This window comes from Streptomyces sp. NPDC048172 (assembly GCF_043202595.1).
In the GTDB taxonomy this organism is placed as follows: Bacteria; Actinomycetota; Actinomycetes; order Streptomycetales; family Streptomycetaceae; genus Streptomyces.
Genome location: NZ_JBIDAT010000009.1, coordinates 208,428 through 232,979 on the forward strand (window position 1 = coordinate 208,428; position 24,552 = coordinate 232,979).

Here is a 24,552-nt window from a genome sequence, read left to right on the forward strand (position 1 = left end):
TGACCTCATGGAACGAACTGACGACCGGTTCCTCCCGGTCCTGCTGCTCGCTGCCCAGGCCCTGGTGTGGCCCGGCGCCGCGCTGCTGCGCGGCGCCACGCCCTCGGCCGCCGAGCTGCTCGCGGCCGTCCTGGTGTACGGGCTGGTGACCGTCGCGCTCGCCGTCCGCCGCGCCCGGCCCGTGCCGGTGCTCGTGCTGGTCGCCGCCGCGTGCGCGCTCGGCGCCGCGCCGCTGCCCACCGGGGCGCTGGCGGTGCTCGGCACGGCGGGCGTCGCCCTGGCCCTGCTCACGGTGGCCCTGGAACGGGACACCGCGACCACGCTGCTGTGCGTCGGGACGCTCGCCCTCTGGCAGCTCCTGCACGAGCTGAGCCTGCACGGGCTCGGGCTCGGATCCGGCGACGGCGAGGGCCTGGCCCTCGTCCTCACGGCCCTGCTCTACGCGGCGGCCACCGGCGGCGGCCTGTGGCTGCGGCGGCGGCGCGAGGCGCGGCGGACCGCCGAGCGGCGGCTGCACCGGGCCGAGGCCGAGCGCCACCGGCTCCCCGCCGCCGAGCGGCGTCGTATGGAGCGGGAGCTGCACGACGTCAGCGCGCACCATCTGACGGCGGTCGTCGTCACGGTGGAGGCCGCGGTGGGGCTGCGCGAGCGGCGTCCGGAGATGGCCGGGGAGGCGCTGGAGTTCGCCGCCTCGGCGGGCCGCGAGGTGACGCGCGCGCTGAGCGCGGTCAAGGCCCCCGCGCCCTCCGCCGAGGACCTTCCGGCCCCCGAGGAGCGGCTGCGGGAGCTGGTCGCCGGTTTCCGCGCCCTGGGCCAGCCGGTCACCTGCGAGATCGACGCGCTGCCGGACGGCGCCGTGGCCGACGCCGCGTACGGGATCGTGCGCGAGGCCCTCACCAACGTCGTACGGCACGCCTCGGGCGCCGCCACCACCGTGCGCTGCGCGTACGGCGACGCGCACACCGAGGTCGTGGTCCGCAACGAGCCCGCAGCCGGAGCGGAGCCCTCCGGCCTCGGCGGCGGACGCGGCCAGAACCTGCTGCGCGGCCGGGCCCGCGAGGCGGGCGGCACCCTCGCCACCGGGCCGACCGCCGACGGCGGCTGGGAGGTACGGGCGCTGCTCCCGGGCCGTACGGCCGCGGCCCCTTCGGCGTCCGTGCCCCGCTCGTACCGCCTCGCCCAGGCCCTCACGGCGGCGGGGCTCTGCTTCCAGCCGCTGCTCCCGGTGCTCGTGCTGCGGGACGACGCCGTCTCCTCCGGCTCCGGCGTCCCGGCCGGGGTCCTCTTCACGCTCCTGGCCACGGCCCAGGCGCTCGCCCTCCTCCGGCTCCGCCGGGCCCCGCGCGCCACGCTCGGCGTCGAGCTCGCCCTCGCCGCACTCTGGCCCGCCGCCGTGGCGGCAAGCGGCTACGCAGGGCCCGCCGTCCTGCCCCCCGTGCTCAGCGCCCTCGCCACCTGCCTCGCCCTCGCGGGGTGCGCGGCCCGCGCGGCGGAGGAGGGGGACGCCCGTTCCGGCCTGGCCGTGCCCGGGGCGGCGGCTCTCGTCCATGCCGCGGCGGCGACCGCGTCCGTGGCCCTGGTGGACGACGGACCGGGGCCCCTGTGGGCCGTGGCCGCCGGTGCCGCCGCCGCGTCGGCGGGGGCCGCCGGTGCGGCCTGGTGGGCCGGGGCGCGGTACGGCGTACGGCGGCGCGGCGCCCGCGAGGCGCACGAGGGGCGGCTCGCGGCGTGGACGGAGGAGGCCGTACGGGACGCGTGGGCCGAGCGGCGCCGTATCACCGCCGGGCTGGAGACGACGGTGCTCGCGCGGACCGCCGAGGTCGTCGAGGCCGCCGAGGGCGGCGAGCTGTCGCGCACCGCAGAGCGGGCCCGCGAGGCGCTCGCCGCGATGCGCGCGCTGCTCGACACCGTGCGGGACGGGGAGGACCGCGCGGAGCTGCGGCCGCAGCCCACCCTCCAGGCCCTCGACCTCCTCGTCCACCAGTGGCGGGCCACGGGCCGCGAGGTCGAGGTGCGGGTCACCGAGCGGGTGCCGGAGCGGCTGTCGGCGGAGGTGGACCTCGCCGCGTACCGCGCCGCCGAACTCGTCCTGGAGGCGGGGAACGACGAGCCCGCCACGCTCGTGCTCGACGCCGACGGCGGCGAGCTGACCCTGACCGCCACCGGGGTCCCGGGTGCGGCCCACCGCGCGGCGCGCGAGAGGCTGGCGGCGCGGGCCGCCGCGCTCGGCGGCACGCTGACCGCCGACCGGCCGGACGCCGTACTGCTGCGCCTGCCCCTGACCACCCCCGCGAACCCCGCGACCCCCGCGCTTCCCCAGGAGGAGAACCGGTGACCGTCTCCGTGCTGGTCGTCGACGACCAGAGCGTCGTCCGGTCCGCCTTCGCCGCCATCATCGACGGCGAACCGGACATGACCGTGGTCGGCGAGGCCGGTGACGGCGCGGCGGCGGTGAGCCTCGCCGAACGGCTGGAACCGGACGTGGTGCTCATGGACGTACGGATGCCCGAGCTGGACGGCATCGCGGCCACCCGGATCCTCACGGGGCGCGAGAACGCGCCGCGCGTCCTGGTCCTCACCACCTTCGACCTCGACGCCTACGTCTTCAACGCGCTGCGCGCGGGCGCCTCCGGCTTCCTCCTCAAGGACGTCCAGACCTCCGAACTCCTCGACGGCATCCGGACCGTGGCCGCCGGAGAGGGCGTCCTCGCACCGTCCGCGACCCGCCGCCTCATCGGCCACTACGCGTCGGGACCGCAGGCCGGGAAGGGAAAGGGGAAGCGGCGCAAGGGCGGGAGCGGGGACGACGGCGAGGCCCCGTCCCTGGACCAGCTCACCGCGCGGGAGCGCTTCGTCCTCACCCTGATCGCCTCGGGCCTGAACAACGCGGAGATCGCCGAGGAGCTGGACATCACCGTCGGCACCGTCAAGTCGCACGTCAACGCGCTGCTGCGCAAGCTCGGCCTGCGCGACCGGGTGCAGGCCACGATCCTCGCGTACGACCTGGGGCTGGCCCGCGTGAACCCGCCCGAGGCCCACTTCTGACCAGCGCCGCGCGCTGAGCAGCGTCTTCGCCCTCGCGTACCTCGTCATCTGCGCGGGGCTGCTGGTCTGGGCGCTGGTGGTCTCCTCCCTCGACAACCCCGACGCCTCCATGGCGGGCGTCATCCCGCTCTTCGCCACCGCGCCGGTCAGCCTCGTGCTGCTCGTACTGCCGGACCACGTCTCGATGCTCTTCGTCGCCGTCGGCCTCGGGGCCCTGGTGAACGCCCTGTTCATCGGCTGGTGCGCCCGCACCCTGAGCCGGACGGATTGACCGGGACCGGCGGATCGCTGAGGATCAAGCTCTCCTGCCCGGAAGGACGGTCCGCCATGACCCAGCCCGCCACCGCCAGCAGCCCCTGGACCGTCGCCGTGCTCGGCCCCGGAGGCGTGGGCGGCCTGCTGGCCGCCGTGCTCTCCCGCGCCGGGCACCGGGTGATCTGCGTGGCGGGCGAGGAGACCGCGCGGGTGCTGCGCGAGGACGGGATCCGGGTGCGCAGCGGCGTGTTCGGCGACTTCCACGCCGCCGTCGAGGCGGACACCGCGCTGCGGGAGCCCGTCGACCTGTGCCTGGTCACCGTCAAACAGACCGCGCTGGACGCGGCGTTGGAGCGGATACCGCCCGAGGTGCTGGGCGACGGCCTGGTGCTGCCCCTCCTCAACGGCGTCGAGCACCCGGACGTGCTGCGCGCCCGCTACGGCGCGCGGAGCGTCGTTCCGGCCACCGTCACCGTCGAGTCGACGCGTACGGCGCCCGGAGTCGTCGAGCACGGCAGCCCGTTCGCGCGGATCGCCCTCGCACAGCCGGGCCCCGCCGCGCCGCCGGAGGGCTTCGGCCCCCTGGCCGCGCTGCTCACGGAGGCGGGGGTGGCCACGGAGGTGGCGGGCGAGGAGAGCGCCGTCCTCTGGGCCAAGCTGGTCTTCCTGGGCCCCGTCGCGCTGATCACCACCCGCTACGGAATCCCGCTCGGCGAGGCCCGGTCCGGGTCGGGGCGTCGCGAGGAGCTGGCCGCGCTCGTCGCGGAGACCGCCGCCGTGAGCCGCGCCTGCGGCGCCCCCGCCGACGCCGCCGACGTCCTCGCCCGTTACGACGCGTTCCCCGCGGCCACCAAGTCGTCCATGCAGCGCGACGCGGAGGCGGGCCGCCCCCTGGAACTCGACGCCATCGGCGGCGCCGTGCTCCGCGCGGCGGCCCGGCACGACGTCCCGGTCCCGGTCCTCACCCGCCTGATGACGGAGCTGGCGACTCGGTGACCCGGTCCCGGCTCCGTTCGTGAATACGGGAGGCGACGACGAGGTCCTGCCACGCCATGCCGACCGACTTGAAGAACCGGGGCCCGGCGGGCGGTTCGAAGCGGCCCGTGACGAGGTCGGCGAGCGTGTGCAGCCGTTCCCGGGGCAGCAGCCCCGCGCGGTGCGGGATCACGATGTCCCCGGCCTCGCGCAGGGCCGCGCCCACGTCCTCGACCACGACGGTCGCGCGCCGCACCGTCGCGTCGTCCGTCTCCCGCGCGTCCGGGGTGTGCGAACCCATCGCGACGACGGTGGCGTGCTCCTCCAGTTCCGCGCCGTCGAAGAGCGGCCCGGTGGCGGACGTGCAGCAGACGACGAGGTCCGCGCCGCGCGGGGAGGCGGAGTCGGCGGCCCGCGCTGGCAGGCCGAGCGCCGCGCAGGCACGGACGAACTCCGCGACGGCCTCGGGCCGCCTGCCCACCACGTCGAGGCGGCGCAGCGGGCGTACGGCGTGGACGGCGGCGGCGTGGGCCAGCGCCTGCGGGCCCGTGCCGTGCACCAGCATCCGGTCGGCGTCCGGCGCGGCCAGGTGGTCGACGGCGAGGGCCGAGACGGCGGACGTCCGGGTGAGCGTGAGCTGCGGACCGTCGAGCAGCGCGAGGGGGCGCAGCGTGGCCGCGTCGAGGAGGAGGTAGAGGCCGGTGATGCGGGGCAGTCCGAGGGCGGGGTTGCCGGGGGCGACCCCGGCGATCTTCACCCCGGCGTAGGAGCCGTGCTCGGCGGGCATCAGCAGCAGCTGCCCCGCGCTCGTCGGAACGTGCGTACGGGGCGGGGCCGTCGAGGGGTCCAGGCCCGAACGCAGCGCCTCGCGGAGCGGGTCGATCGCGGCGGCGGGCGGACACAGCGCCCGGAGTGCGTCCCCGCCGAGCAGTGGTGGCAGGTCTTCGGTCGGTTGCATGCCCCCAGTCCACCGCACCGCGTGCCGTGCGCACAGGTGGCTGCTGGGCAGGGGTTGCCCCGTCTGTGCATTGCAGGCTGCGGCCGCGTCGTGGCTTGTCGCGCAGTTCCCCGCGCCCCTGACGGGGCGCTCCGAGGAGCGCCGCGTACCTCTAGGGGCGCGGGGAACTGCGCGCGCAACCGTCCACAACCCGCGGTCTGCGACGGACAGGCAGGGGCAGCCCCTGCCCAGCGGCCACGAGAGAGGGCAACCCTTATACGGCGGACAGGCGTACGCTCCGGCGAGCGGTGACCGCAAACGTGGCGTACCGCATCGTGAAGCCGCCGCCGCGCGCGTCGATCACGGAGCCGACGCCCTCCAGGATCTCCGCCAGCCTCTCCGGCGGGAGCCGGGTGAACGCGCCCTGGGTCGGCATCTGGTCGAGCCAGGCGTCGCGCGTGTACGTCCACTCCCACGCGTACCGCCAGGTGCTGGTGCCGGTGGCGTCGAAGCCGCCCGCCTCGTCGATCCCGTCGGCCACGGTGGCGAGGAGCGGCGGGTGCGCGTCCAGGCCCGCCGTCGCCACGGCGCGGAAGTCGAACGGCGCGTCGGGCAGGGCCCGTTGGCAGACGTCGGCGATCTCCTCGCCCAGCTCGGCGGGGAACGCGAAGACGTTCCAGAACGGCGCCAGCAGGCCCCCGGGCCGCAGCACCCGCGCGGCCTGGCGCGCGCCCGCGACGGGGTCGATCCAGTGCCACGCCTGCCCGGCCACGACCGCGTCGAACGTCCGGCCCGCGGGGTCCCACTCCTCGAACGCCGCCACCTCGACCTCGTCCCCCGCCCGCCGGGCCGCCTCCGCCATCCGCGCGTCGGGCTCGACCCCGAGCACCCGGCATCCGGCGCCCCTGAGCTGCCGGGCGGCGATGCCCGTACCGGTGCCGACGTCGAGCACCTCGGGCCCGGGTGCCTCGGCGGCGATCCGCTCGACCAGCGCCTCGGGATAGCGCGGCCGGGCCCTGTCGTACCGCGCGGCGTCGGCGCCGAACGACTCGGCCATGGCCCGCTGTTCGTGCGGCTTCTCGGTCCAGCGTGGAGTGGGCATGCGCCCACTATGATGGGCACATGCCCACTCGTCAACCGAAGGTCGCGGCTGCCGCTCGGTCCACCCCGGCCTACTTCGGGTCGCGGTCGAACAGGGCCCTGGACCAGACGTAGCCGAGGACCGTGAGGCCCACGCACCAGGCGAGCGCCAGCCAGCCGTTGTGGCCGATCCCGCTGCCCAGCAGCAGGCCGCGCAGGGTCTCGATGGCCGGGGTGAAGGGCTGGTACTCGGCGATCGGCCGGATCCAGCCCGGCATCGTCTCCGCCGGGATGAACGCGCTGGAGATCAGCGGCAGCAGGATCAGCGGCATGGCGCTGTTGCTGGCCGCCTCGGCGTTCGGGCTGGACAGGCCCACCCCGACCGCGATCCACGTCAGCGCCAGGGAGAAGAACGCGACCAGCCCGAAGGCCGCCAGCCACTCCAGGACGGTGGCGTCGGTGGAGCGGAAGCCGATCGCCACGCCGACGGCCCCGACCAGCACCACGCTCATGACCGCCTGCAGCACGCTGCCGACGACGTGCCCGATGAGCACCGAGCCGCGGTGGATCGCCATCGTGCGGAAACGGGCGATGATGCCCTCGGTCATATCCATGGCCATGTGCACCGCGGAGCCGATCGTGGTGCTTCCGACGGTCATCAGCAGGATGCCGGGGACGATGTAGGCGACATAGTCGGCACGGTCCGCGCCACCGCCACCGCCACCGATGCCCGCGCTCATCGCGTCGCCGAAGATGTAGACGAAGAGGAGCAGGAGCATGACGGGCGTCAGCAGCAGGTTGAGCGTCGCGGACGGGTAGCGGCGCGCGTGCAGCAGGTTGCGCCGCAGCATCGTGGACGAGTCGCGTACGGCGAGGGGCAGGGCACTCATCGGACGGCCTCCTCAGGCCGGCTCGTCAGGGCGAAGAACACATCGTCCAGATCGGGCGTGTGCACGGTCAGTTCGTCCGCCTCGACACCGGCGGAGTCCAGCCCGTCGAGGATCACGCGCAGTTCGCGCTGGCCGCCGTCGCTGGGGACCTGCAGCACCAGTGCCTCGTCGTCCGGCGTCGCCCCGCGCAGCACGGTGGCGGCGCTCCGGTAGGCGGCCGGATCGGTGAAGCGCAGGCTGATGTGCCCGCCGGGGATCATCCGCTTGAGCTCCTCGGCGCTGCCCTCGGCGGCGATCCCGCCGTCGTTCAGCACGGCGATACGGTCGGCGAGTTCGTCGGCCTCGTCCAGGTACTGGGTGGTGAGGAAGACGGTGACGCCGCCCGCCACCAGCTCCCGGATCACGCCCCACATCGAGTGCCGGGAACGGGGATCGAGGCCGGTCGTCGGCTCGTCGAGGAAGATGATGCGCGGGCCGCCCATCAGGGTCATGGCGAGGTCGAGGCGGCGCTTCATGCCGCCGGAGTAGCTCTGCACCGGCTTGCCCGCGGCCTCGACGAGGTCGAAGCGCTCCAGCAGTTCGGCGGCGGCCCGCCTGCCCTCGCTCCGCGAGAGGTGGTTCAGGTCCGCCACGAGGCGCATGTTCTCCTCGCCTGTGATCAGTCCGTCCACGGCGGAGAACTGACCGGTGACCCCGATCGCGGCCCGTACCCCGTCCGGAGCCGTGGCCACGTCGTGGCCCGCGACCTGGGCCTGTCCGCCGTCGGCGCGGATGAGGGTGGAGAGGATCTTCACGGCGGTGGTCTTCCCCGCTCCGTTCGGACCGAGCAGCGCGAAGACGGACCCCTCCGGGATGTGCAGGTCGATGCCGTCGAGGACGGTCTTGTCGCCGTACGCCTTGCGCAGGCCGACGGCGGAGACGGCGGGCGGCGCCGGGAGGGCGCCGCCTTCACCGTTTTTGGACATGGGCATGGGCATGACAGATGAAGCCATCAGGGGTTCCCCCTCGAAACTGAAGGCTTAGGTGAGGTGAGGTGACGTGAGGTGAGGAGTGGGCGGCCCGGGCCGTCACTCGCAGTAGACGCGCACGGTGGAGCTGGGGTCGTTGACGTCGATGATCATGTCGTCGAGGTGCTCGACCAGGTCCTCAAGGTGCTGCGGCTTCAGCTCGGCGAGGTCGATCGGCACACCGGCCTTGTCCAGCTGCGCGTTGACCTTGGTGATGGCCACCGGCGGGAGCAGGGCGGTGAGTCGGACGCCCGCGCGCAGCAGCTGCAGCGGGATACGGATGTTCAGCCGACTGGCGCCGTCGGGGCCGGTCTCGTCCTCCGCGTCCATCACCACGCGCAGGTACTTGGGACGGCCCTTCGTGCGGGACGTCGCCCCCGCCTGCGCCCCCGCCCGCGCCCCGGACTCGACCCCGGATCCGGTCCCGGCACCGGGCTGTTCGCGCTGCAAGGCGTCGATCAGCCGCTCGGCCTCGTCCGCGGTGATCTTCCCCTCGGCCAGCATCTCCAGGATCTGGCGGCGCTGCTCGTTCATGGCATGCTCCTGCTTCTCTCAAGTCATCTGACGCTGACCAGCGCGGCCGAACGGCCCTGCGCCAGCTCGAACCGGGTGCCGGGCAGCGCCCACAGCACCCGCGCGGTCCCGCGCAGCGCGCCCACGGGGCTGATGCGGAATCTGAGGCACGCGACGCATCCGCCCAGCACGGCGAGCACCAGCAGCGGCGACAGCAGCAGGGCCACCGGCACGACGGGTACGTACAGCCGCACCCGGCGCCCGCTGGACCGGTGCACGCGCACCGTCACCAGCTGCGGGATCATCGCCCCTCCAGCTCGGCCAGGGCGTCCTCGGTGCTGATCTCCCCCTGGCGCAGGCGGGCGATGACGTCGGCCGTGTCGGCGGCGTCGGCGGGCGCCGGGTCGACGTCGACGAAGTCGAGCTGCTCGGCGATCCGCTTCAGCCGGGACTTCACCGTCGGGTAACTCACCCCGAAGACCCGCTCCATCTCCTTGATGGAGCCGTGCGCCCTGACGAACGCGGCGACGAACACCTGGTCGTCGATGCCCAGCTGAGCCAACTGCGGCGGCTCGAACTCCCCCTCGATCGCGACACCGCTCTCCTCAAGGCGGACCCGCTCGACCACGAACGGCCGGCCGCGCGTCAGGTCCGTCAGGTCCTGCCACTCCACCGTCGGCTCCCTACTCTCGGCGACCTTCTCATGCTTCATTTCTAGCTTGAGATTTTTAAGGAGTCAACTCACAGAGTTTGAGATTCTCAAGGACCGGCTTTCAGGTGCCCGTCTTCAGACGGCGTACGGCCACACTCCGACGGCGTCCCACGCCACCCTGACCTCGACCCACGCGCCCTCGGCGTCCGCCGGAGGCGGCGGACCGGCGAGGTCGAAGACGAGCCGCGCGTCGTCCACCTCCAGCACGGCGGCGCCGTCGGGCGTCAGGCGCAGGCGGCCCCGGAAGACGGTCCGGTCGCCGTCCCGCGCGAGGACGGGAGCGTCGGCGGGGGCGTCGGCGGGGGCGCGTCGGGCGTTGCGGCCCCAGGCCAGGTCCTCGTCCACGCTCCACTCGATGTGCCGCTCGCCCCCGGCCTCCGCCGGATCGCCGCGCCAGCACGCGACGGCGGTCCCGGCGCGCGTGCGTACGCGGACCGCGGGATGCCCGGTCGCCGTGGGCCGTGCGGCGGGCTCGACACGGGCCGTCGCCACCTCAGCGGTCCCCCGCCATCAGGCGCAGCACGGCCCGGCGGTAGGCGGCGTGGACGCGGGGGAGGTCGGCGAGGCAGGCGCGTTCGTCGGCGGCGTGGACGCCCTCGTGGCGTACGCCGAAACCGGCGGTGGCGGGGATGCCCTCGCCCGCGAGGAGGTTGCCGATGTTGGAGGGGCCTGCCGTCTTGCAGCGGGGCGCGAGCCCGGCCTCCCGGGCGGCGGCGAGGAGCGCGGCGGCGGGCTCTTCGCCCTCGGCCAACTGGAAGGGGGGCCAGCTGGCCTCGGGATGGACGTCGGTCGGGCGGGGCCCGGGCAGTTCGGCGTCGACGTCGGCGGCGGCGCCCCGTACGAGCGTCTCGGCCCGGTCGGCGCCGAAGGACGGAGTGGTGCGGACGTCGACGTTCAGCTCGCACCGGTCGGGGGTCACGGAGAAGCCCTCGCCGCCCTGGACGGCGGTGACCGTGAGCCGGGGCGGCAGCGGGAACCCGTCGCCCTCGCGGACGTCCGGCAGCGGCGCCGCATCCAGGAGTTGGACGAGCCGGGCCGCGCGGGAGACCGCGCCGAGCGCGGGACGGCGCGCGCCCGAGTGCCCGGCGGTGGCGTGCACCACGAGGCGGGCGCGCCACAGGCCCCGGCCGCCGACGACGACATGGTCCGGGCCCGGGTAGCCGATCATCACCCCCGCCGGCCGGGGCGTACGGGGGTCGGCGAGGTAGGCGCGGGCGCCGCCGAAGGCGCCGGTGTGCTCGTCGGCGTCCAGCAGCACCGCGAGACCGCCGCGCAGCTCACCGGCGAACGGCCGTACCCCGGCGGCGAGATGGCAGAACAGGGCCGCCGCCAGCTTCGAGTCCGCGCTGCCCCGTCCGCGCAGCCAGCCGTCCACCACGTCCCCGGCGGTGGGCGGGAAGCTCCACGCGTCCTCGTCCCCGAACCCGGCGGTGTCCACGCACGCGTCCAGCACCCACCAGGGCCCCGGCAGCCCGCCCGCCACCTCCACGACAAGACCGACCAGGGCACCGCCGCCGTCCTCGCCGTCGTACAGGCGGCGGTGCGGCAGCCCCGCGCCCGTGAGCCACTCCTCCAGCACGGCGAGCACCGGCCCGTAGTCGTCGATGCCTCCGCGGCTCGGGCGCCGTACGAGCTCCCGCGCGAGCGCGGTCACCGACTCCGGACCGTCGTCCATCCGTCTCCCCTTTCCTGCCCGTTCCCCCTCGGATGCTAGGTTCTTCGGAATCCGAAGCGGACGGACGGAACGACCGGAGGACGGCGCATGACGCGGGCACCCCGGCCGGGAGCGCCGGTACGCGGTTCGGACACCGGCCGCCCCCTGATGGCGGCGCTCGACCTCTTCGGCCGCCGGTGGAGCCTGCGGATCCTGTGGGAGCTGCGCGACGGGCCGCTCGGCTTCCGGGCCCTCCAGCAGCAGTGCGACAACGCCTCGTCCAGCGTGCTGCGGCAGCGGCTGCTCGAACTCATCGACGCGGCCCTCGTCGCCCAGCAGCCCGACTCCCGCTACGCGCTCACCCCGCTCGGCCTGCGCGCCTGCGAGGCCCTGCTCCCCCTGGCCGACTGGTCCGCCCACTGGGCGGCGGCGCTGGAGGAGGGCCCGCAGGGCTGAGGGCACCCGGCGGTGTCAGACCACCAGCGAGAGCAGCAGCAGGAAGAGCAGCGAGACCACGGAGATGATCGTCTCCATGACCGACCAGGTCTTCACGGTCTGGCCGACGTTCATCCCGAAGTACTCCTTCACCAGCCAGAATCCCGCGTCGTTGACATGGCTGAAGAAGAGGGACCCGGCGCCGACGGCGAGGACCAGCAGGGCCGACTCGCTGGTGCTCATGTCGGCGGCGAGCGGGGCGACCAGGCCCGCGGCGGAGATCGTGGCCACCGTCGCCGAGCCGGTCGCGAGGCGGATCGCGACCGCGATCAGCCAGGCGAGGAGCAGCGTCGGGATCGACCAGTCCTTGGAGAAGTCGAGGATCATCTCGCCGACGCCGATGTCGATCAGCGTCTGCTTGAAGCCGCCGCCCGCGCCGACGATCAGGAGGATGCCCGCGATCGGCATCAGCGACTTCTCGACCGTCTTCCCGAGGCGGTCCCGGCCGAAGCCCGCGGCGCGGCCAAGGGTGAACATCCCGACGAGGACGGCCGCGAGCAGCGCGATCATCGGCGCGCCGACGACGTCCAGGGCGCGCTGAACCGTGTTGTCCGGGTCGTCGATGACGATGTCCGAGAGGGCCTTGGCCAGCATCAGCACGACCGGCAGCAGCACCGTGGCGAGCGTCGCGCCGAAGCTCGGGCGCTTCTCCAGGTCCTCGGAGGGGCGCTGCGGAATGAGCCCCTCGGGCGGCACGGTGTCCACCCAGCGCCCGGCGAGCCTGCCGAAGAGGGGCCCGGCGACGATCAGCGTGGGGATGCCGACGAGGACGCCGAAGGCGAGGGTGACGCCGAGGTTGGCGCCGATCGAGTCGATCGCGGCGAGCGGCCCGGGGTGCGGGGGCACGAGGCCGTGCATGACGGAGAGGCCCGCGAGCGCGGGGATGCCGATCCGCATCAGCGAGAAGTTGCCGCGCTTGGCGACCAGCAGCACCACGGGGATCAGCAGCACGATGCCGACCTCGAAGAAGAGCGGCAGCCCGATGATGCCCGCGATCAGGGCCATCGCCCAGGGCATCGTGCGGTTGCTGGCCCTGGCGAGGATGGTGTCGACGATCTGGTCGGCGCCGCCCGAGTCGGCGAGCAGCTTGCCGAGGATCGCGCCGAGGGCGATGAGGACGCCGACGCCGGAGACCGTGTCGCCGAGCCCGGCGGAGAAGCTCTCGATCACCTTGTCGAGCGGGGCCGCGGCCACGGCGCCCAGCACCAGGGAGCCGAGCGTCAGCGCCAGGAAGGCGTGCAGCTTGAACTTGGTGATGAGGAGGACGAGGACCGCGATCCCGACGAGGACGGCGATCCCCAGCTGGGCGCTGCCCGCCGAGGTGATCGGATCGACCTTGTCCGGTCCTGCGGCCAGCATCTCGGCACTGAGATGAAGCACGGCTGTTCCCTACTGTGCGGCTCTACGGGGTGGGGAGTGGGGTGGGGACGGGGGTGGGGGTGGAGCGGGAATCGGGGAGCGCGGCGAGCGCCCGCTCCACGACGGCGGCCGGTTCGCGCGCGACGGAGACGGCGGCGCCGTCCTCGTCCGGCTGGAGCGGCTCCAGCGTGGCGAACTGCGAGTCCTGGAGCGCGGTCGGCATGAAGTGGCCCTCACGCGCGGCCATCCGGTCCGCGATCAGGGCGCGGTCGCCGGTGAGGTGGAGGAAGAAGAGGCCGGGCGCGGCGGCGCGCAGCCGGTCGCGGTAGACCCGTTTGAGCGCCGAGCAGCTCACCACTCCGCCGCGCCCCTCCCGGGAGTGCGCCCAGGCCCCGATGGCGTCGAGCCAGGGTCCGCGGTCGGTGTCGTCCAGCGGGGTCCCGGCGGACATCTTGGCGATGTTCGCGGGCGAGTGGAACGCGTCGGCCTCGGCGTACGGCACGTCCAGAGCTTCGGCGAGCAGTTCACCCACGGTGGACTTGCCCGTCCCGGCCACGCCCATCACGACCACGACGCGCGTGGCGGCGGGGGCGGCACTGGCGGCACTGGCACTCATCTACAACCTCGCTGTCCTCATCGACCTCGGCGCCGAGCACACTCAACCCGATAGGTCACACGTATTCAAGAGAAGGACATCAAAAAGTCATACTTAAAGAGTGCGACGCTCACCACGTAGGCTGGGCTCCCAGGGGCGGGAACGACATCGGGAGACCCATTGACCAGCGAGGGGACCGGCAGCGGTCTGCACGCGCGGCTGCTCGCCGCGCTCGGCCCGGCGATCACCTCGGGGGTCCATCCGCCCGGCACCGTGCTGCGCGCCGACGAGCTCGCCGAGCGGTACGAGGTCTCGCGCACCGTCGTCCGGGAGGCCGTGCGCGTCCTGGAGTCGATGCGCCTGGTGGAGGTCCGGCGCCGGGTCGGGGTGACGGTGCTGCCCGTCACCGAGTGGAACGTGTACGACCCGCAGGTCATCACCTGGCGCCTGGCCGGGACCGACCGCCCCCGGCAGCTCCGCTCGCTGACCGTGCTGCGCTCCGCCGTCGAGCCGGTGGCCGCACGCCTCGCGGCCGAGCGGGGGGACGCCGGGGACGGCGCGCGCATCACCGAGCACGCCCTCGGCATGGTGGCCACGTCACGGGGCCAGCAGCTGGAGAACTACCTCGTGCACGACATCGGCTTCCACCACGCGGTCCTGCGCGCCTCGGGGAACGAGATGTTCGCGCGGCTCGGCGACGTGGTGGCCGCGGTGCTGACGGGGCGTACGGAGCACGAGGTCATGTTCAGCGACCCCCGCCAGGAGGCCGTCTCCCTGCACGTACGGGTGGCCGAGGCCATCCGTGAGGGGGACGGCCCCCGCGCCGAGGCCACGATGCGCACGATCACCGAGGACGCCCTGCGCGAGCTGGACGTCCTGGCACCGTGATCACGAGGGGCTGACCGTCACTGCGCCGTCCAGCCCCCGTCGACCGCCAGGAGCGCGCCCGTGACGAAGGACGACGCGTCGGAGGCGAGGAACGCGACGGCCTCGGCGACCTCTTCGGGACCGCCGATCCGGCCCAGCGGGTGCGCGGGCCCGAACGAGGCGAGCATCTCGCGCCCGTTCTCGACGACGCCCTCCATGATGTCCGTGTCGATCACGCCGGGGAGCACGGCGTTCGAGCGGATGCCCTTGGACCCGCCCTCGATCGCCAGTACGCGGGTGAGCTGGGCCAGCGCGCCCTTCGACGCCGCGTAGGCCGTCTGCGTCGCGAAGGCGACGACGGACGAGACCGAGGCGACGGAGACGATCGCGCCCCCGCCGCCCGCCTCCATGACGCGGAACGCCTCGCGCGCCTGGACGAAGTTGCCGCGCGCGTTGACGCGGAGGATGCCGTCGAAGTCCTCGGCGGTGGTCTCCGTGACGGGCTTGTTGAGGGTGCGCCCGGCGTTGTTGACGAGGATGTCCAGGCGGCCGAAGCGCTCGGTGGCCAGGGCCATGGTCGCGCGGGCGACCTCCTCGTCGGCGACGTCCCCGACGAGCGCGGCCACCTCGTCCGGGGAGCCGGCGGCCCACGTCTCCACGCCCTCCGAGCGGTCGGTGACGACCAGCCGGGCGCCGCGGGCGCGCAGCAGCTCGGCGGTGGCGCGGCCGATGCCGCGCGCCGCACCGGTGACGACGGCGACGCGCCCGGTCAGGTCCCAGGCGGCGGGCGGGACGGGGTGCTGCGGGGTGCTGCTCCTGCTCATGGTGTCCTCCGATTCGTGGATCAGCGCTGGCGGGCCGGGCGGACGACGATCTCGTTGACGTCGACGTCGGACGGCTGCGCGAGGGCGTACGCGAGCGCGTCGGCGATCGCGCGGGGCCCGATCTGGTGCGCGCGGAAGCTCCGCATGGCCTCGGCGGCGCCGGGTTCGGTGATGCTGTCGGCGAGCTCCGAGGTGACGACGCCGGGCGAGAGGGTCGTGACGCGGACCGACGGGTCGCACTCCTGGCGCAGCCCCTCGGTGATCGCCCAGGCGGCGAACTTCGTCGCGCAGTACACGGCGCCCGTCGGCACGACCTCGTGGGCGCCGACGCTCGCGACCGTCACGAAGTGGCCCCCGCCCTGCGCCGTGAAGACGGGCAGGGCCGCGGCGATCCCGTGCAGCAGGCCGCGGACGTTCACGTCGATCATCCGGTCCCACTCGTCGACGAGCAGGGAGTCCAGCCGGGACAGGGGCATCACCCCGGCGTTGCTCACCAGGGCGTCCACGCGGCCGTACCGCTCGCGGGCGCCCTCGACGTACGCGCGTACGGCGGCCGGATCGGTCACGTCCAGCCCTACGGGGTCCAGGCCGCCGCCGCTGCGCGCGGCCACCGGCGCGAGGCGCTCGGCGAGCGCGTCGAGCCGGTCGGTGCGGCGGGCCCCGGCGACCACCCGGTGCCCGTCCGCGACGAGGCGTTCGGCGGCGGCCTCCCCGATCCCGCTGCTGGCGCCGGTGACGAGGACGACCTTGGGCCCCATGGCTTCTGCCTGCTGTGTTGTCATGGCTCCGAGCCTGGGCGCCGGGCCGGGTGCGGCGGGAGGGCGGACTCTTCCTGGGTGCAGCGCACCCACGTTCCGCCGCGGCGCCGGGGCTAGCCTGGGCCGTATGGCACGTTCCGATCTCGGCGCCCATCTCAGCGCGCGCCGCGCCCAGGTCACCCCGGCCGAGGTGGACCTCCCCTCGTACGGGCCCCGGCGGGTTCCGGGCCTGCGCCGCGAGGAGGTCGCCCTGCTGGCGGGCGTCAGCGTCGACTACTACGTGCGGCTGGAGCAGGGCAGGGAGCGCACGCCCTCGGCGCAGGTCGTCGACGCGCTCGCCGTCGCGCTGCGCCTCGACGAGGACGGCCGCGCGCATCTCTTCCGGCTGGCCGGGCTGAGCCCGCGGGCCCGCTCGGCGGGCGTGCCCGACCGGGTCGACCCGAGCCTGTTGGCCCTCATGGACGCCTGGCCCGGCAACCCCGCCATCGTGTACAACCGCGCCTACGACGTCCTCGCCTCGAACACCCTCGCCGACGCGCTCTTCCACGACTGGACGCACTCGCGCAACCTCATGCACGTCGTGTTCACCGACCCGGCGGCCCGTACCTTCTACGCGGACTGGCACGAGGTCGCGCGCAACTCCGTCGCCGGGTTCCGGCTCGGCCACGGCAAGGCGCCCGACGATCCGCGCGTACGCCGGGTGCTCGCCCAGCTCCTCGACCAGAGCGCGGAGTTCGCCGAGCTGTGGCGCCGCCAGGACGCCCGCGGCAAGGCCCTGGCCCACAAGCGCTTCGACCACCACGCCGTGGGCCCGCTGACCCTGACCATGCAGACCTTCGACGTCCGCTCGGCCCCCGGCCAGGAGCTGGTCGTCTACCACGCCGAACCCGCCTCCCCCAGCAGCGAGGCCCTCGCCCTCCTCGGCACCCTCGCGGCGACGCCCGCGACCCCGTAGCGGCTCACCGGTCCCTCATCAGCAGGTGCAGCAGTGTCACCACGCCGACGCCGACGAGCAGCGCCGTGCCGAACGAGGGGTGTCTGAAGGCGACATACGTCGCGCCGCCGCCCGCGAGCAGCAGCAGCACGGTGCTCTGGTCCAGCCGACCGTTCATGGTGGGCGTCCTCCCGCAAGTCCCGGCCGCCATCCGGCATGGCGGCCCGTGCCTCAGAGAGGGGGAGGAAGCGCGAGGCATTACGCGGGTTCCGGGTAAATTCTCGCGGGAATTACGGTCACTCGTTCGAGCGAGGAACGTTTCACCGGTGTACCCCGGTCGCAATGAATGAGGGCGTTGCCCGTGCTGCCCCGGAGGCCGGAGGCCCCCTTGAGAGTCCTCCTCGTCGACAACTACGACTCGTACACGTACAACCTCTTCCAGCTCCTCGCCGCCGAGTACGGCGCGGAGCCCGAGGTCCTCACGCACGACGACCCGGCGTGGGAACGGCTCGACCTCGACGCCTACGACGCCGCCGTGATCTCCCCCGGGCCCGGACGGCCGGACGAGGAGCGGGACTTCGGGCGCTCGGGGGACGTCTTCCGGCACGGCCGGATCCCCGTGCTCGGGGTCTGCCTGGGCCACCAGGGGCTCGGTACGGCGGCGGGCGGGCGCGTCACCGGCGCGCCGCGCCCCCGGCACGGCCATCTGACGACGGTCACCCACGACGGCGACCCGCTCTTCCACGGCATCCCCCGCTCGTTCACCGCCGTGCGTTACCACTCGCTGTGCCTGCCGGAGCCGCTGCCGGAGGAGCTGCGGGTGACGGCGCGGGCCGAGGACGGGGTGGTGATGGCCGTCGCGCACCGGTCCCGGCCGTGGTGGGGCGTGCAGTTCCACCCGGAGTCGGTGGCCTCCGAGCAGGGCGGCCCGCTCGTACGGAACTTCCGCGCGCTCGCCCTCGCCACCCCGCACGGGGCCCGGGCCGCCGCCCGCTCCCCGCGTCCCGCCGCCGCTCCGCCCGCCCCCTCCCGCCCCGCGGCGGAACGCGCGGCGCCGCTGGAGGTGCGGCACACCGTCCTGCCGTACGAGGTGGACGCCGAGGCCGCCTTCATGGCGCTGCACCAGCACAGCGACCCCGCCTTCTGGCTGGACAGCGCGCACGTCGAGGAGGGGCTGTCCCGGTTCTCGTTCCTCGGGGACACCTCCGGGCCGCTCGGCGAGCTGCTGGAGTACCGGGTGGGCGACGGCCAGGTGACGGTGCAGCACGGCGACACCACCCGCACCACGGTCCCCGGCACCGTCTTCGACGTGCTGGAGCAACGGCTGCGCGAGCGGACCCCGTGCCCGCCGCCGGGGCCCGAGCTGCCCTTCGACTTCACCGGCGGCTACGTCGGCTACCTCGGCTACGAGCTCCGCGCCGACTGCGGCTCCCCGCACACCCACCGCGCGACCGCCCCCGACGCCCAACTGCTCTTCTGCGACCGCTTCCTCGCGATCGACCACGCGCTCGGGCGTACGTACGCGGTGGCCCTGTGCCGTACGGACGCGCCCGGCGAGCCGCAGGAGACGGACGCGTGGCTCGCCACCACCGTCAAGGCGCTCAGCGAACTTCCCCGCAAGGAGGGCCGGGAGGCCCGCGGCGTCGCGCCCGAGCGGCCGGAGGCCGGGGACACGGCGCGGCTCGCCGCCGAGACGCTGAACCGTCCCGAGGCCACCTACCTCGCCGACATCGCCGTCTGCCAGCGGGAGTTGCACGCGGGCGAGAGCTACGAGCTGTGCCTCACCGACTCCGCGACCCTCCCGGCACCGGCCGACCCGCTGGCGTACTTCCTGCGGCTGCGCGCCCTCAACCCCGCGCCGTACGGGGCGCTCCTGCGCTTCGGCCCGACCTGGGTGCTCAGCTCGTCCCCGGAGTGCTTCGTACGGGTGGACCGGGACGGCGTGGTGGAGAGCAAGCCCATCAAGGGCACGGCGCCGCGCGACGACGACCCCGCGCGGGACGCGGAGCTGGCGGCCTCGCTGAGCGCGGACCCCAAGACCCGCGCCGAGAACCTGATGATCGCCGACCTGCTCCGCAACGACCTCGGGCAGGTCTGCGAGATCGGCTCGGTGGAGGTCCCCGCCTTCCTCTCCACCGAGAGCTACGCGACGGTGCACCAGCTCGTCTCCACCATCCGCGGCAGGCTGCGCCCCGAGGTCGGCGCTGTCGGCTGCGTACGGGCGTGCTTCCCCGGCGGCTCCATGACGGGCGCCCCCAAGCTGCGCTCCCTGGAGATCCTGGACGGGCTCGAACAGCGCCCGCGCGGCGTCTACTCGGGCGCGCTGGGCTACTTCTCCGCCTCGGGCCCCGCCGACCTGAGCATCGTGATCCGTACGGCCGTCGTCCAGGGCGGCGTCCTCACGGTCGGCGCGGGCGGCGCGATCCTCCTCGACTCGGACCCCGACGACGAGTTCGCCGAGATGGTCCTCAAGGCCGCCGCCACCCTCCAGGCCCTGCCGCCCGACGGCCCGTACGGGACGCCGGAGCAGGCCGACGAACGGGAGTGAACCCATGGAGCAGTACGACCGCATCGGCCCGCTCTACGCGGAGATGAAGGAGACCTCGGCGTTCTGCGCCGCCGACAGGTACACGCTGCTCGCCGCGCTGGAGGCGCACGGCATCGGGCCGGGCTCCGCGGCGCTCGACGTGGCCTGCGGGCACGGCGACATCACCCGGCTGCTCGCCGCGCGCGGCACGGCGCCCGTGGTGGGCGTCGACATCTCGGCGGAGATGGTCCGCCTCGCCCGCGACAAGGAGGCCCGGGAGCCGCTGGGCATCGAGTACCACGTCGGCGACGCGGCCGAACTGCCCGTGCTGGGCCGGTTCCGCGTGGCCACCGCGAGCTACCTCTTCAACTACGCGCCGACGCGCGACGCGCTGCGCGTCATGTTCGAGCGGATCCGCGCCAACCTCGCCGAGGGCGGCGTGCTGCTGGCGCTCGTGCCCAACGCGGGCCGGTTCCTCGACGCCGGTCACGGCGCGGTCGACGCGCGCCTGGTGGAGCGCGTCGAGGGCGGCGAGGCGCCGCTGATGCGGATGGAGTTCCTCACCGAGCCGCCCGTCCCGTTCGCGTACTACCAGTGGGAGCCCGAGGAGTACGAGCGGGCGGCGCGCGCCGCGGGCTTCACGGACGTACGGCGGGAGCCCGCGCGTACGCCCCCGCCGGACGGGGACCGGGACGCCGCGTTCTGGGAGGCGTACCGGCGGGCGCCCCGCAGCACCCTGCTCGCCTGCGCCTGAGCCCCGCGCCTGACTCCGAGCGAGGACCGGACCGAGGAGGCCCCGTGCGGCTGAGCACCGCGATCCTGCCCGTTCACCCCTGGCGCGAGGCGCGGGCGCTGTGGCGCCGCGCCGAGGAGCTGGGGGCGCACGCGGCGTACACCTTCGACCATCTGGCGTGGCGCGAGTTCCGCGAGGGGCCCTGGTACGGCACCGTGCCGACGCTCGCCGCGGCGGCGACGGCGACCTCGCGGATGCGGCTGGGCACGATGGTCGCCTCGCCGACGTTCCGCCATCCCGTCCCGCTCGCCCGGGAGCTGATGACGCTGGACGACATGTCCGGCGGCAGGCTGACCGTCGGCATCGGCGCCGGGGGCGCCGGATTCGACACGACCGTGCTGGGCGAGGAGCCCTGGACCCCCGCCGAACGGGCCGACCGCTTCGCCGAGTTCCTCCCCCTCCTCGACCGGCTCCTCACCGAGCCCTCGACCACGTACCACGGCACGTACTACGCGGCCGTCGAGGCGCCGAACCGGCCGGGCTGCGTGCAGCGGCCCCGGCCGCCGTTCACGGTGGCGGCCACGGGGCCGCGCGGGATCCGGCTGGCGGCGCGGTACGGCCAGGGGTGGGCGACCTTCGGGGACCGCCGCCGGGCCGCCGGGCAGAGCGGCGACGCCGTCCTCGCGGACGTACGGGCGCAGCTCGACCGGCTCCGCACCGCCTGCGACGGACTCGGCCGGGACGCCGGGGAGCTGGAGCGGACGTACCTCACCGGCTTCACCGAGGACCCCTGGCTCGCCTCGGTGGACGCCTTCGTGGACCTGGCGGGGCGGTACGCGGAGGCGGGGATCGGCGAGGTGGTGCTGCCCTGGCCGCTGCCCGGCACGCTCTACGCGGCCGACCAGCGGGTGTTCGAGGACATCCTCACCGAGGCCCCCGCCCAGCTGACGCCGTCCGGCCGCTCCCTCAGCAGCCCTCCGCTCCGTACATCCGCCGCTCCCAGTCCGTGACGGAGGCGCAGAACCGCTCCCACTCCCGCGTCTTGAGCCGCAGGAAGAGATCGGCCAGCTCGGGCCCGAGCCCGCGCGCGACGGCCTGGTCACCGGCGAACAGGTCGAGCGCGTCCTTCAGCGTCGTCGGCAGCGAGCCGAAGGGGCTGGGCACGCCGGTGCCGGTGGTGCGGGGCAGCCCCGGGTCGATGCCGTTCGTCAGCCCGTCCTCGACGGCCGCGAGGAGCACGGCGTGCGAGAGGTAGGGGTTGACCATCGAGTCGGGCGACTTGATCTCCAGCCGCCCGTTGGCGGGCATCCGCACCGCGCAGGTCTTGTTGTCCATCCCCCAGTTGATCTCCAGCGGCGCGAACTGCCCGGTGTGCAGATACCTCTTGTACGAGTTGACGGTCGGCCCCATCACGGCGGTGGAGGCGGCGGCGTGGGTCAGGATGCCGCCGAGCGCGTCCTTGCCGGTCTGGGTGAGGTGGAGGCCGGGGACGTCGGGGTCGGCGAAGACGTTCCGCTCGCCGTCCCAGAGGCTGATGTTGTGGTGGCAGCCGTTGCCGAACTTGTCGTCGGCGGGCTTGGGCATGAAGTTGACCGTGGCCCCCGCCTCGCGCGCCACGCGGCGGCAGATCTGCCGGTGCAGGACCAGCCGGTCGGCGGTGCGGTCGGCGTGGTCGAACATCCAGTTCAGTTCGAGCTGGCCCGGGTCCTCGCAGTTGCCCTCGATCATGTCGAGGCCGAGGGCCCTGCCGTACTCGATGACCTTCTGGTAGATCGGCCGAAGCCGCTCCATGTGCTCCAGGTGGTACATCGTGTGCGGGGTGCCCGGCACATGCTCCGTGGAGAGGCCCGGGACCTCCCAGCTGACCTCGGGCTCGATGCCGCTGCGCATCTCCAGGCCCGTGCGCGCGGTGAAACTCGCGTGGACGCGGCGGAGGTTGCCGCGCGCGTCGATGGGGACGGGCCGCCCGCCGTCGTCGCCGGGCGCGTGGTCGGGCTCGTACATCCGGCAGAAGAAGAAGCCGGTCCTGGTGTCCCAGGGCAGCACCCCGAAGCTGTCGAGGTCGGGCAGCACGACGCACTCACCGCGCTCGGGGCTGCCCGCCAGCATCGCGCCGGAGCCGTCCGCCTGGAGGTCCGCGACGACGCCGGGGTGCGCCTGGATGCCGTGCTCGATGTTGCGCAGGAGGTGCCGCGCGGGCACGACCTTGCCGACGACCCGGCCGGTGAGGGTCACGATCTGGTAGTAGACGTACTCCACGCCGGCCTCGGCGATACGGGCCTTGACGCTCTCGACGGCAGCGGCATCGGCGTTGTGATCCCGGTGCTGGTCCAGCTCGGTGCGGGTGGCGGTGATCGTCATGCGCCTCTCATTTCCACGGAAACACGGGAAGTGGCGTGAGTTGAAAGTGGCGTGAGTGGACTGACCCCTTTCACAAGCTACACCGGTGCACCCGGGCCCGCGCGGCGGTGAATACGGAAGGTGAGCTCCGGTGAATACACGGTGTGACACCTCACCCGTTCGGCCCCTCTCCGCGGTTCATTTGTGCGCCGCGCGGAAGCCGTACGCACGGGAATTCCCCGGGAAATTCTCCGGGGAGAGCGGTAGTTGCGACGCGGTGACCCGGCGGGCACAGTACGAGTGCGGGCCGGGCGGAATGCGCGTGCGTCCCGCCGGAACCGCGGGAAGCGGCGGAGCATTCCGCCCCCGGAATTCCCGCGCGGTCCTCCCCTCCACGGCCGGAGTACGGCAGCGCTCGCCCAGCGCGAATCCGTGCGCGGCCCCGCGAGAACGCGAAAAGGAGCGTGGATTCCATGCTGCTCCAGCGCCCCACGAGCCGCGGCGGCCGGCTCGGGACCCTGCTCGACGAGGCAGCGGCCCGGCACCCCGCCAACGTCCTGATCCTCGACCACGACCTCGACGTCGCCCCCGAGCTGGGGCGCCGCGCCACGATCGCCGAAGTCGCCGACCTCGTCGCGGACTTGGCGTCCCGGCTGTGGGCCACGGGCGTCCGCCCGGGGCACCGCGTCGTCGTGCACAAGTCGGACGGCTTCGACATCACGCTCCTCGCCCTGGCCGCCGCGCGGATCGGCGCCGTCCCCGTGCTGCTGTCCGCCGCGCTCGACGGGCCCACGGTGCTCGCCCTGCTGCGCCGCGCCGGGAACCCCACGCTGGTCACCGACCGGGTCAAGCTCGACGGGGATTTGCCGCCCGCCGTGCTGGCGGAGGCCGAGCGGGTGCTGCTCGTCTCCGGGAGCAGTCCGGGCGCCGTGGGCCTCGCGGATCTCGCGGGCGCCGAGCGCGTCGCGCCCGTCGCCGAGGACCCCGGGGCGCCCGCGCTCATCACCCACACCTCGGGCACGACCGGCGTCCCCAAGCTCGCGGTGCAGACGGGCGTGACCCTGCGGGCCCGCTATCAGCTGCACGCCCGCGCCCTCGCCCCGCTGGTGCCCGGACGCGAAACGATCGCCCTGCACATCTCGTTCGTCCACTCCCGGATGGTCAGCATGCTCTCGCTCGCGCTGCGCCGCGGCTTCCCCGTCGTGGTGCTCTCCGACGAGGACCCCGAGCACATCGCCGACCATTTCGCGCGCTTCCGGCCCGGCATCGTCGAGGCGCACCCCAACTCGTTCATGGACTGGGAGGCCCTCGCGGACCATCCGCGCCGCCCGCTGGCCGGGGTGCGGCTCTTCAGCAGCACCTTCGACGCGCTGCACCCGCGCACCGTACGGCGGCTGCTGGGCGCCTCGTCCCGGCGCGCGCCGCTCTTCGGCCAGATGTACGGCCAGACCGAGTCGGGCCCCGCCGTCGGCCGCGTCTTCACCCGCTACCGCTCGCCGCACGCCGACGGGCGCTGCGTCGGCTTCCCCTTCACCGGCATGACGGCCGTGCGCGTCCTCAGCAGGAACGGGCGTACGCCCTCGGCCGCCGACCCCGGGCACATAGAGGTGCGGACGAAGGGCCACTTCGTCACGTACCTCGGCGAACGGGAGCGCTACGAGCAGATGGCGGCGCCCGGCGGCTGGTGGCGCATGGGCGACGTGGGCTACCGCACCCGGTGGGGCTGTCTGCACGTCCTCGACCGCGAGGTCGACGTGATCGACGACTTCTGCAGCACCCTGGAGGCCGAGGACCGGCTGCTCGGCAGCCTGGAGCAGCTCTCCGAGGTCATCATCGTCCGCGACGGGACGGGCGCGCCCGTGCCGGTGGTGTGCACCCGGGGCGACGTGCCGCTGGACGTGGGCGCGTGGCGGGAGGCCGTGGGCTGTCTGCCCCCGATGGCCGAACCGGTGCAGTGGCGCGCCGAGGAGCTGCCGAAGACGGCGACGATGAAGATCAAACGCCGGGAGCTGGAACGGATCCTCGCCGAGCGGCAGCGGGCCCTGTAGAGGA

Annotated in this window: 26 protein-coding genes; 11 read left to right on the top strand and 15 right to left on the bottom strand. The window is 74.2% G+C overall.

The genetic code is table 11. The features are described from left to right. Positions 1-7: 7 nt before the first annotated feature. The 4 genes from ACGF3A_RS34875 to ACGF3A_RS34890 all read left to right on the top strand — a co-directional run bounded on the left by ACGF3A_RS34875 (position 8) and on the right by ACGF3A_RS34890 (position 4,296). Positions 8-2,335 carry a sensor histidine kinase gene (locus ACGF3A_RS34875; RefSeq protein WP_393734464.1) on the top strand — a complete coding sequence of 776 codons (2,328 nt, stop codon included), beginning with the start codon at positions 8-10 and terminating at the stop codon, positions 2,333-2,335. Beyond that, positions 2,332-3,045, top strand: a complete 714-nt coding sequence (locus ACGF3A_RS34880) for a response regulator (RefSeq protein ID WP_393734465.1) — start codon at positions 2,332-2,334, stop codon at positions 3,043-3,045. Before ACGF3A_RS34875 ends, ACGF3A_RS34880 begins: the two co-directional genes overlap by 4 nt. Before the next feature lie 61 nt (positions 3,046-3,106). Continuing rightward, positions 3,107-3,316, top strand: a complete 210-nt coding sequence (locus ACGF3A_RS34885; RefSeq protein ID WP_393734669.1) for an SCO4225 family membrane protein — start codon at positions 3,107-3,109, stop codon at positions 3,314-3,316. A gap of 56 nt (positions 3,317-3,372) precedes the next feature. After that, complete coding sequence (locus ACGF3A_RS34890) at positions 3,373-4,296, top strand: ketopantoate reductase family protein (RefSeq protein WP_393734466.1); 924 nt, start codon at positions 3,373-3,375, stop codon at positions 4,294-4,296. Here ACGF3A_RS34890 and ACGF3A_RS34895 read toward each other — a convergent pair. From ACGF3A_RS34895 to ACGF3A_RS34935, 9 genes are all read right to left on the bottom strand, one after another. Further along, positions 4,262-5,233, bottom strand: a complete 972-nt coding sequence (locus ACGF3A_RS34895; RefSeq protein ID WP_393734467.1) for an ornithine cyclodeaminase family protein — start codon at positions 5,231-5,233, stop codon at positions 4,262-4,264. The genes ACGF3A_RS34890 and ACGF3A_RS34895 overlap by 35 nt on opposite strands. A 253-nt stretch (positions 5,234-5,486) precedes the next feature. Further along, a complete protein-coding gene (locus tag ACGF3A_RS34900) occupies positions 5,487-6,314 on the bottom strand; it encodes a class I SAM-dependent methyltransferase (protein WP_393734468.1) in 828 nt (275 codons plus the stop codon). Between the two features lie 70 nt (positions 6,315-6,384). Beyond that, positions 6,385-7,182, bottom strand: coding sequence for an ABC transporter permease (locus tag ACGF3A_RS34905; protein ID WP_393734469.1), 798 nt, complete (start codon positions 7,180-7,182; stop codon positions 6,385-6,387). Next, entirely contained in the window at positions 7,179-8,153 is a 975-nt protein-coding gene (locus ACGF3A_RS34910) for an ATP-binding cassette domain-containing protein (protein ID WP_393734670.1), read from the bottom strand. Before ACGF3A_RS34910 ends, ACGF3A_RS34905 begins: the two co-directional genes overlap by 4 nt. A 96-nt stretch (positions 8,154-8,249) precedes the next feature. Next, positions 8,250-8,723 (bottom strand): hypothetical protein, encoded by a 474-nt coding sequence (locus tag ACGF3A_RS34915; RefSeq protein WP_393734470.1) that lies wholly within the window; start codon positions 8,721-8,723, stop codon positions 8,250-8,252. Positions 8,724-8,746: 23 nt separating this feature from the next. Beyond that, the gene (locus tag ACGF3A_RS34920; protein ID WP_393734471.1) at positions 8,747-9,007 is read right to left on the bottom strand and encodes a hypothetical protein; all 261 of its coding nucleotides are present in this window, start codon (positions 9,005-9,007) and stop codon (positions 8,747-8,749) included. After that, the gene (locus tag ACGF3A_RS34925; protein ID WP_393734472.1) at positions 9,004-9,414 is read right to left on the bottom strand and encodes a DUF2089 family protein; all 411 of its coding nucleotides are present in this window, start codon (positions 9,412-9,414) and stop codon (positions 9,004-9,006) included. Before ACGF3A_RS34925 ends, ACGF3A_RS34920 begins: the two co-directional genes overlap by 4 nt. A 75-nt stretch (positions 9,415-9,489) precedes the next feature. Then, positions 9,490-9,906, bottom strand: coding sequence for a hypothetical protein (locus ACGF3A_RS34930; protein WP_393734473.1), 417 nt, complete (start codon positions 9,904-9,906; stop codon positions 9,490-9,492). 1 nt (position 9,907) lies between these two features. After that, positions 9,908-11,089, bottom strand: a complete 1,182-nt coding sequence (locus tag ACGF3A_RS34935) for a M20 family metallopeptidase (RefSeq protein WP_393734474.1) — start codon at positions 11,087-11,089, stop codon at positions 9,908-9,910. Between the two features lie 87 nt (positions 11,090-11,176). Between ACGF3A_RS34935 and ACGF3A_RS34940 the strand changes: the two genes are divergently transcribed. After that, entirely contained in the window at positions 11,177-11,524 is a 348-nt protein-coding gene (locus tag ACGF3A_RS34940; RefSeq protein ID WP_393734475.1) for a winged helix-turn-helix transcriptional regulator, read from the top strand. Between the two features lie 15 nt (positions 11,525-11,539). Here ACGF3A_RS34940 and ACGF3A_RS34945 read toward each other — a convergent pair whose 3' ends face one another. Continuing rightward, a complete protein-coding gene (locus ACGF3A_RS34945; RefSeq protein ID WP_393734476.1) occupies positions 11,540-12,943 on the bottom strand; it encodes a GntP family permease in 1,404 nt (467 codons plus the stop codon). 22 nt (positions 12,944-12,965) lie between these two features. Beyond that, positions 12,966-13,538, bottom strand: a complete 573-nt coding sequence (locus ACGF3A_RS34950; protein ID WP_393734477.1) for a gluconokinase — start codon at positions 13,536-13,538, stop codon at positions 12,966-12,968. A 159-nt stretch (positions 13,539-13,697) separates the two neighbouring features. On the opposite strand from ACGF3A_RS34950, the gene ACGF3A_RS34955 reads away from it, so the two are divergent. Next, positions 13,698-14,405 (top strand): FadR/GntR family transcriptional regulator, encoded by a 708-nt coding sequence (locus ACGF3A_RS34955; RefSeq protein WP_393734478.1) that lies wholly within the window; start codon positions 13,698-13,700, stop codon positions 14,403-14,405. Positions 14,406-14,422: 17 nt separating this feature from the next. On the opposite strand, the gene ACGF3A_RS34960 is transcribed toward ACGF3A_RS34955, so the two are convergent. Beyond that, a complete protein-coding gene (locus ACGF3A_RS34960; protein ID WP_393734479.1) occupies positions 14,423-15,208 on the bottom strand; it encodes an SDR family NAD(P)-dependent oxidoreductase in 786 nt (261 codons plus the stop codon). Positions 15,209-15,228: 20 nt separating this feature from the next. After that, on the bottom strand, positions 15,229-15,990 hold the full coding sequence (locus ACGF3A_RS34965; RefSeq protein ID WP_393734480.1) for an SDR family oxidoreductase: 762 nt from the start codon (positions 15,988-15,990) through the stop codon (positions 15,229-15,231). A gap of 103 nt (positions 15,991-16,093) precedes the next feature. On the opposite strand from ACGF3A_RS34965, the gene ACGF3A_RS34970 reads away from it, so the two are divergent. Continuing rightward, positions 16,094-16,921 carry a helix-turn-helix domain-containing protein gene (locus ACGF3A_RS34970; protein WP_393734481.1) on the top strand — a complete coding sequence of 276 codons (828 nt, stop codon included), beginning with the start codon at positions 16,094-16,096 and terminating at the stop codon, positions 16,919-16,921. A 4-nt stretch (positions 16,922-16,925) separates the two neighbouring features. On the opposite strand, the gene ACGF3A_RS34975 is transcribed toward ACGF3A_RS34970, so the two are convergent. Next, a complete protein-coding gene (locus ACGF3A_RS34975) occupies positions 16,926-17,078 on the bottom strand; it encodes a hypothetical protein (protein ID WP_393734482.1) in 153 nt (50 codons plus the stop codon). Between the two features lie 210 nt (positions 17,079-17,288). Between ACGF3A_RS34975 and ACGF3A_RS34980 the strand changes: the two genes are divergently transcribed. Genes ACGF3A_RS34980 through ACGF3A_RS34990 form a run of 3 tightly spaced genes read left to right on the top strand, consistent with a single transcriptional unit; the run spans position 17,289 to position 21,170 of the window. Further along, on the top strand, positions 17,289-19,448 hold the full coding sequence (locus ACGF3A_RS34980; protein WP_393734483.1) for a chorismate-binding protein: 2,160 nt from the start codon (positions 17,289-17,291) through the stop codon (positions 19,446-19,448). A 4-nt stretch (positions 19,449-19,452) separates the two neighbouring features. Then, complete coding sequence (locus ACGF3A_RS34985) at positions 19,453-20,181, top strand: class I SAM-dependent methyltransferase (RefSeq protein ID WP_393734484.1); 729 nt, start codon at positions 19,453-19,455, stop codon at positions 20,179-20,181. A gap of 44 nt (positions 20,182-20,225) precedes the next feature. Further along, the gene (locus ACGF3A_RS34990; RefSeq protein WP_393734485.1) at positions 20,226-21,170 is read left to right on the top strand and encodes an LLM class flavin-dependent oxidoreductase; all 945 of its coding nucleotides are present in this window, start codon (positions 20,226-20,228) and stop codon (positions 21,168-21,170) included. On the opposite strand, the gene ACGF3A_RS34995 is transcribed toward ACGF3A_RS34990, so the two are convergent. Beyond that, a complete protein-coding gene (locus tag ACGF3A_RS34995) occupies positions 21,127-22,521 on the bottom strand; it encodes a glutamine synthetase family protein (protein WP_393734486.1) in 1,395 nt (464 codons plus the stop codon). The two genes, ACGF3A_RS34990 and ACGF3A_RS34995, sit on opposite strands and share 44 nt — an antisense overlap. A 452-nt stretch (positions 22,522-22,973) precedes the next feature. Here ACGF3A_RS34995 and ACGF3A_RS35000 point away from each other — a divergent pair, with 452 nt between their 5' ends. Beyond that, on the top strand, positions 22,974-24,548 hold the full coding sequence (locus tag ACGF3A_RS35000; protein WP_393734487.1) for an AMP-binding protein: 1,575 nt from the start codon (positions 22,974-22,976) through the stop codon (positions 24,546-24,548). Positions 24,549-24,552 lie beyond the last annotated feature (4 nt).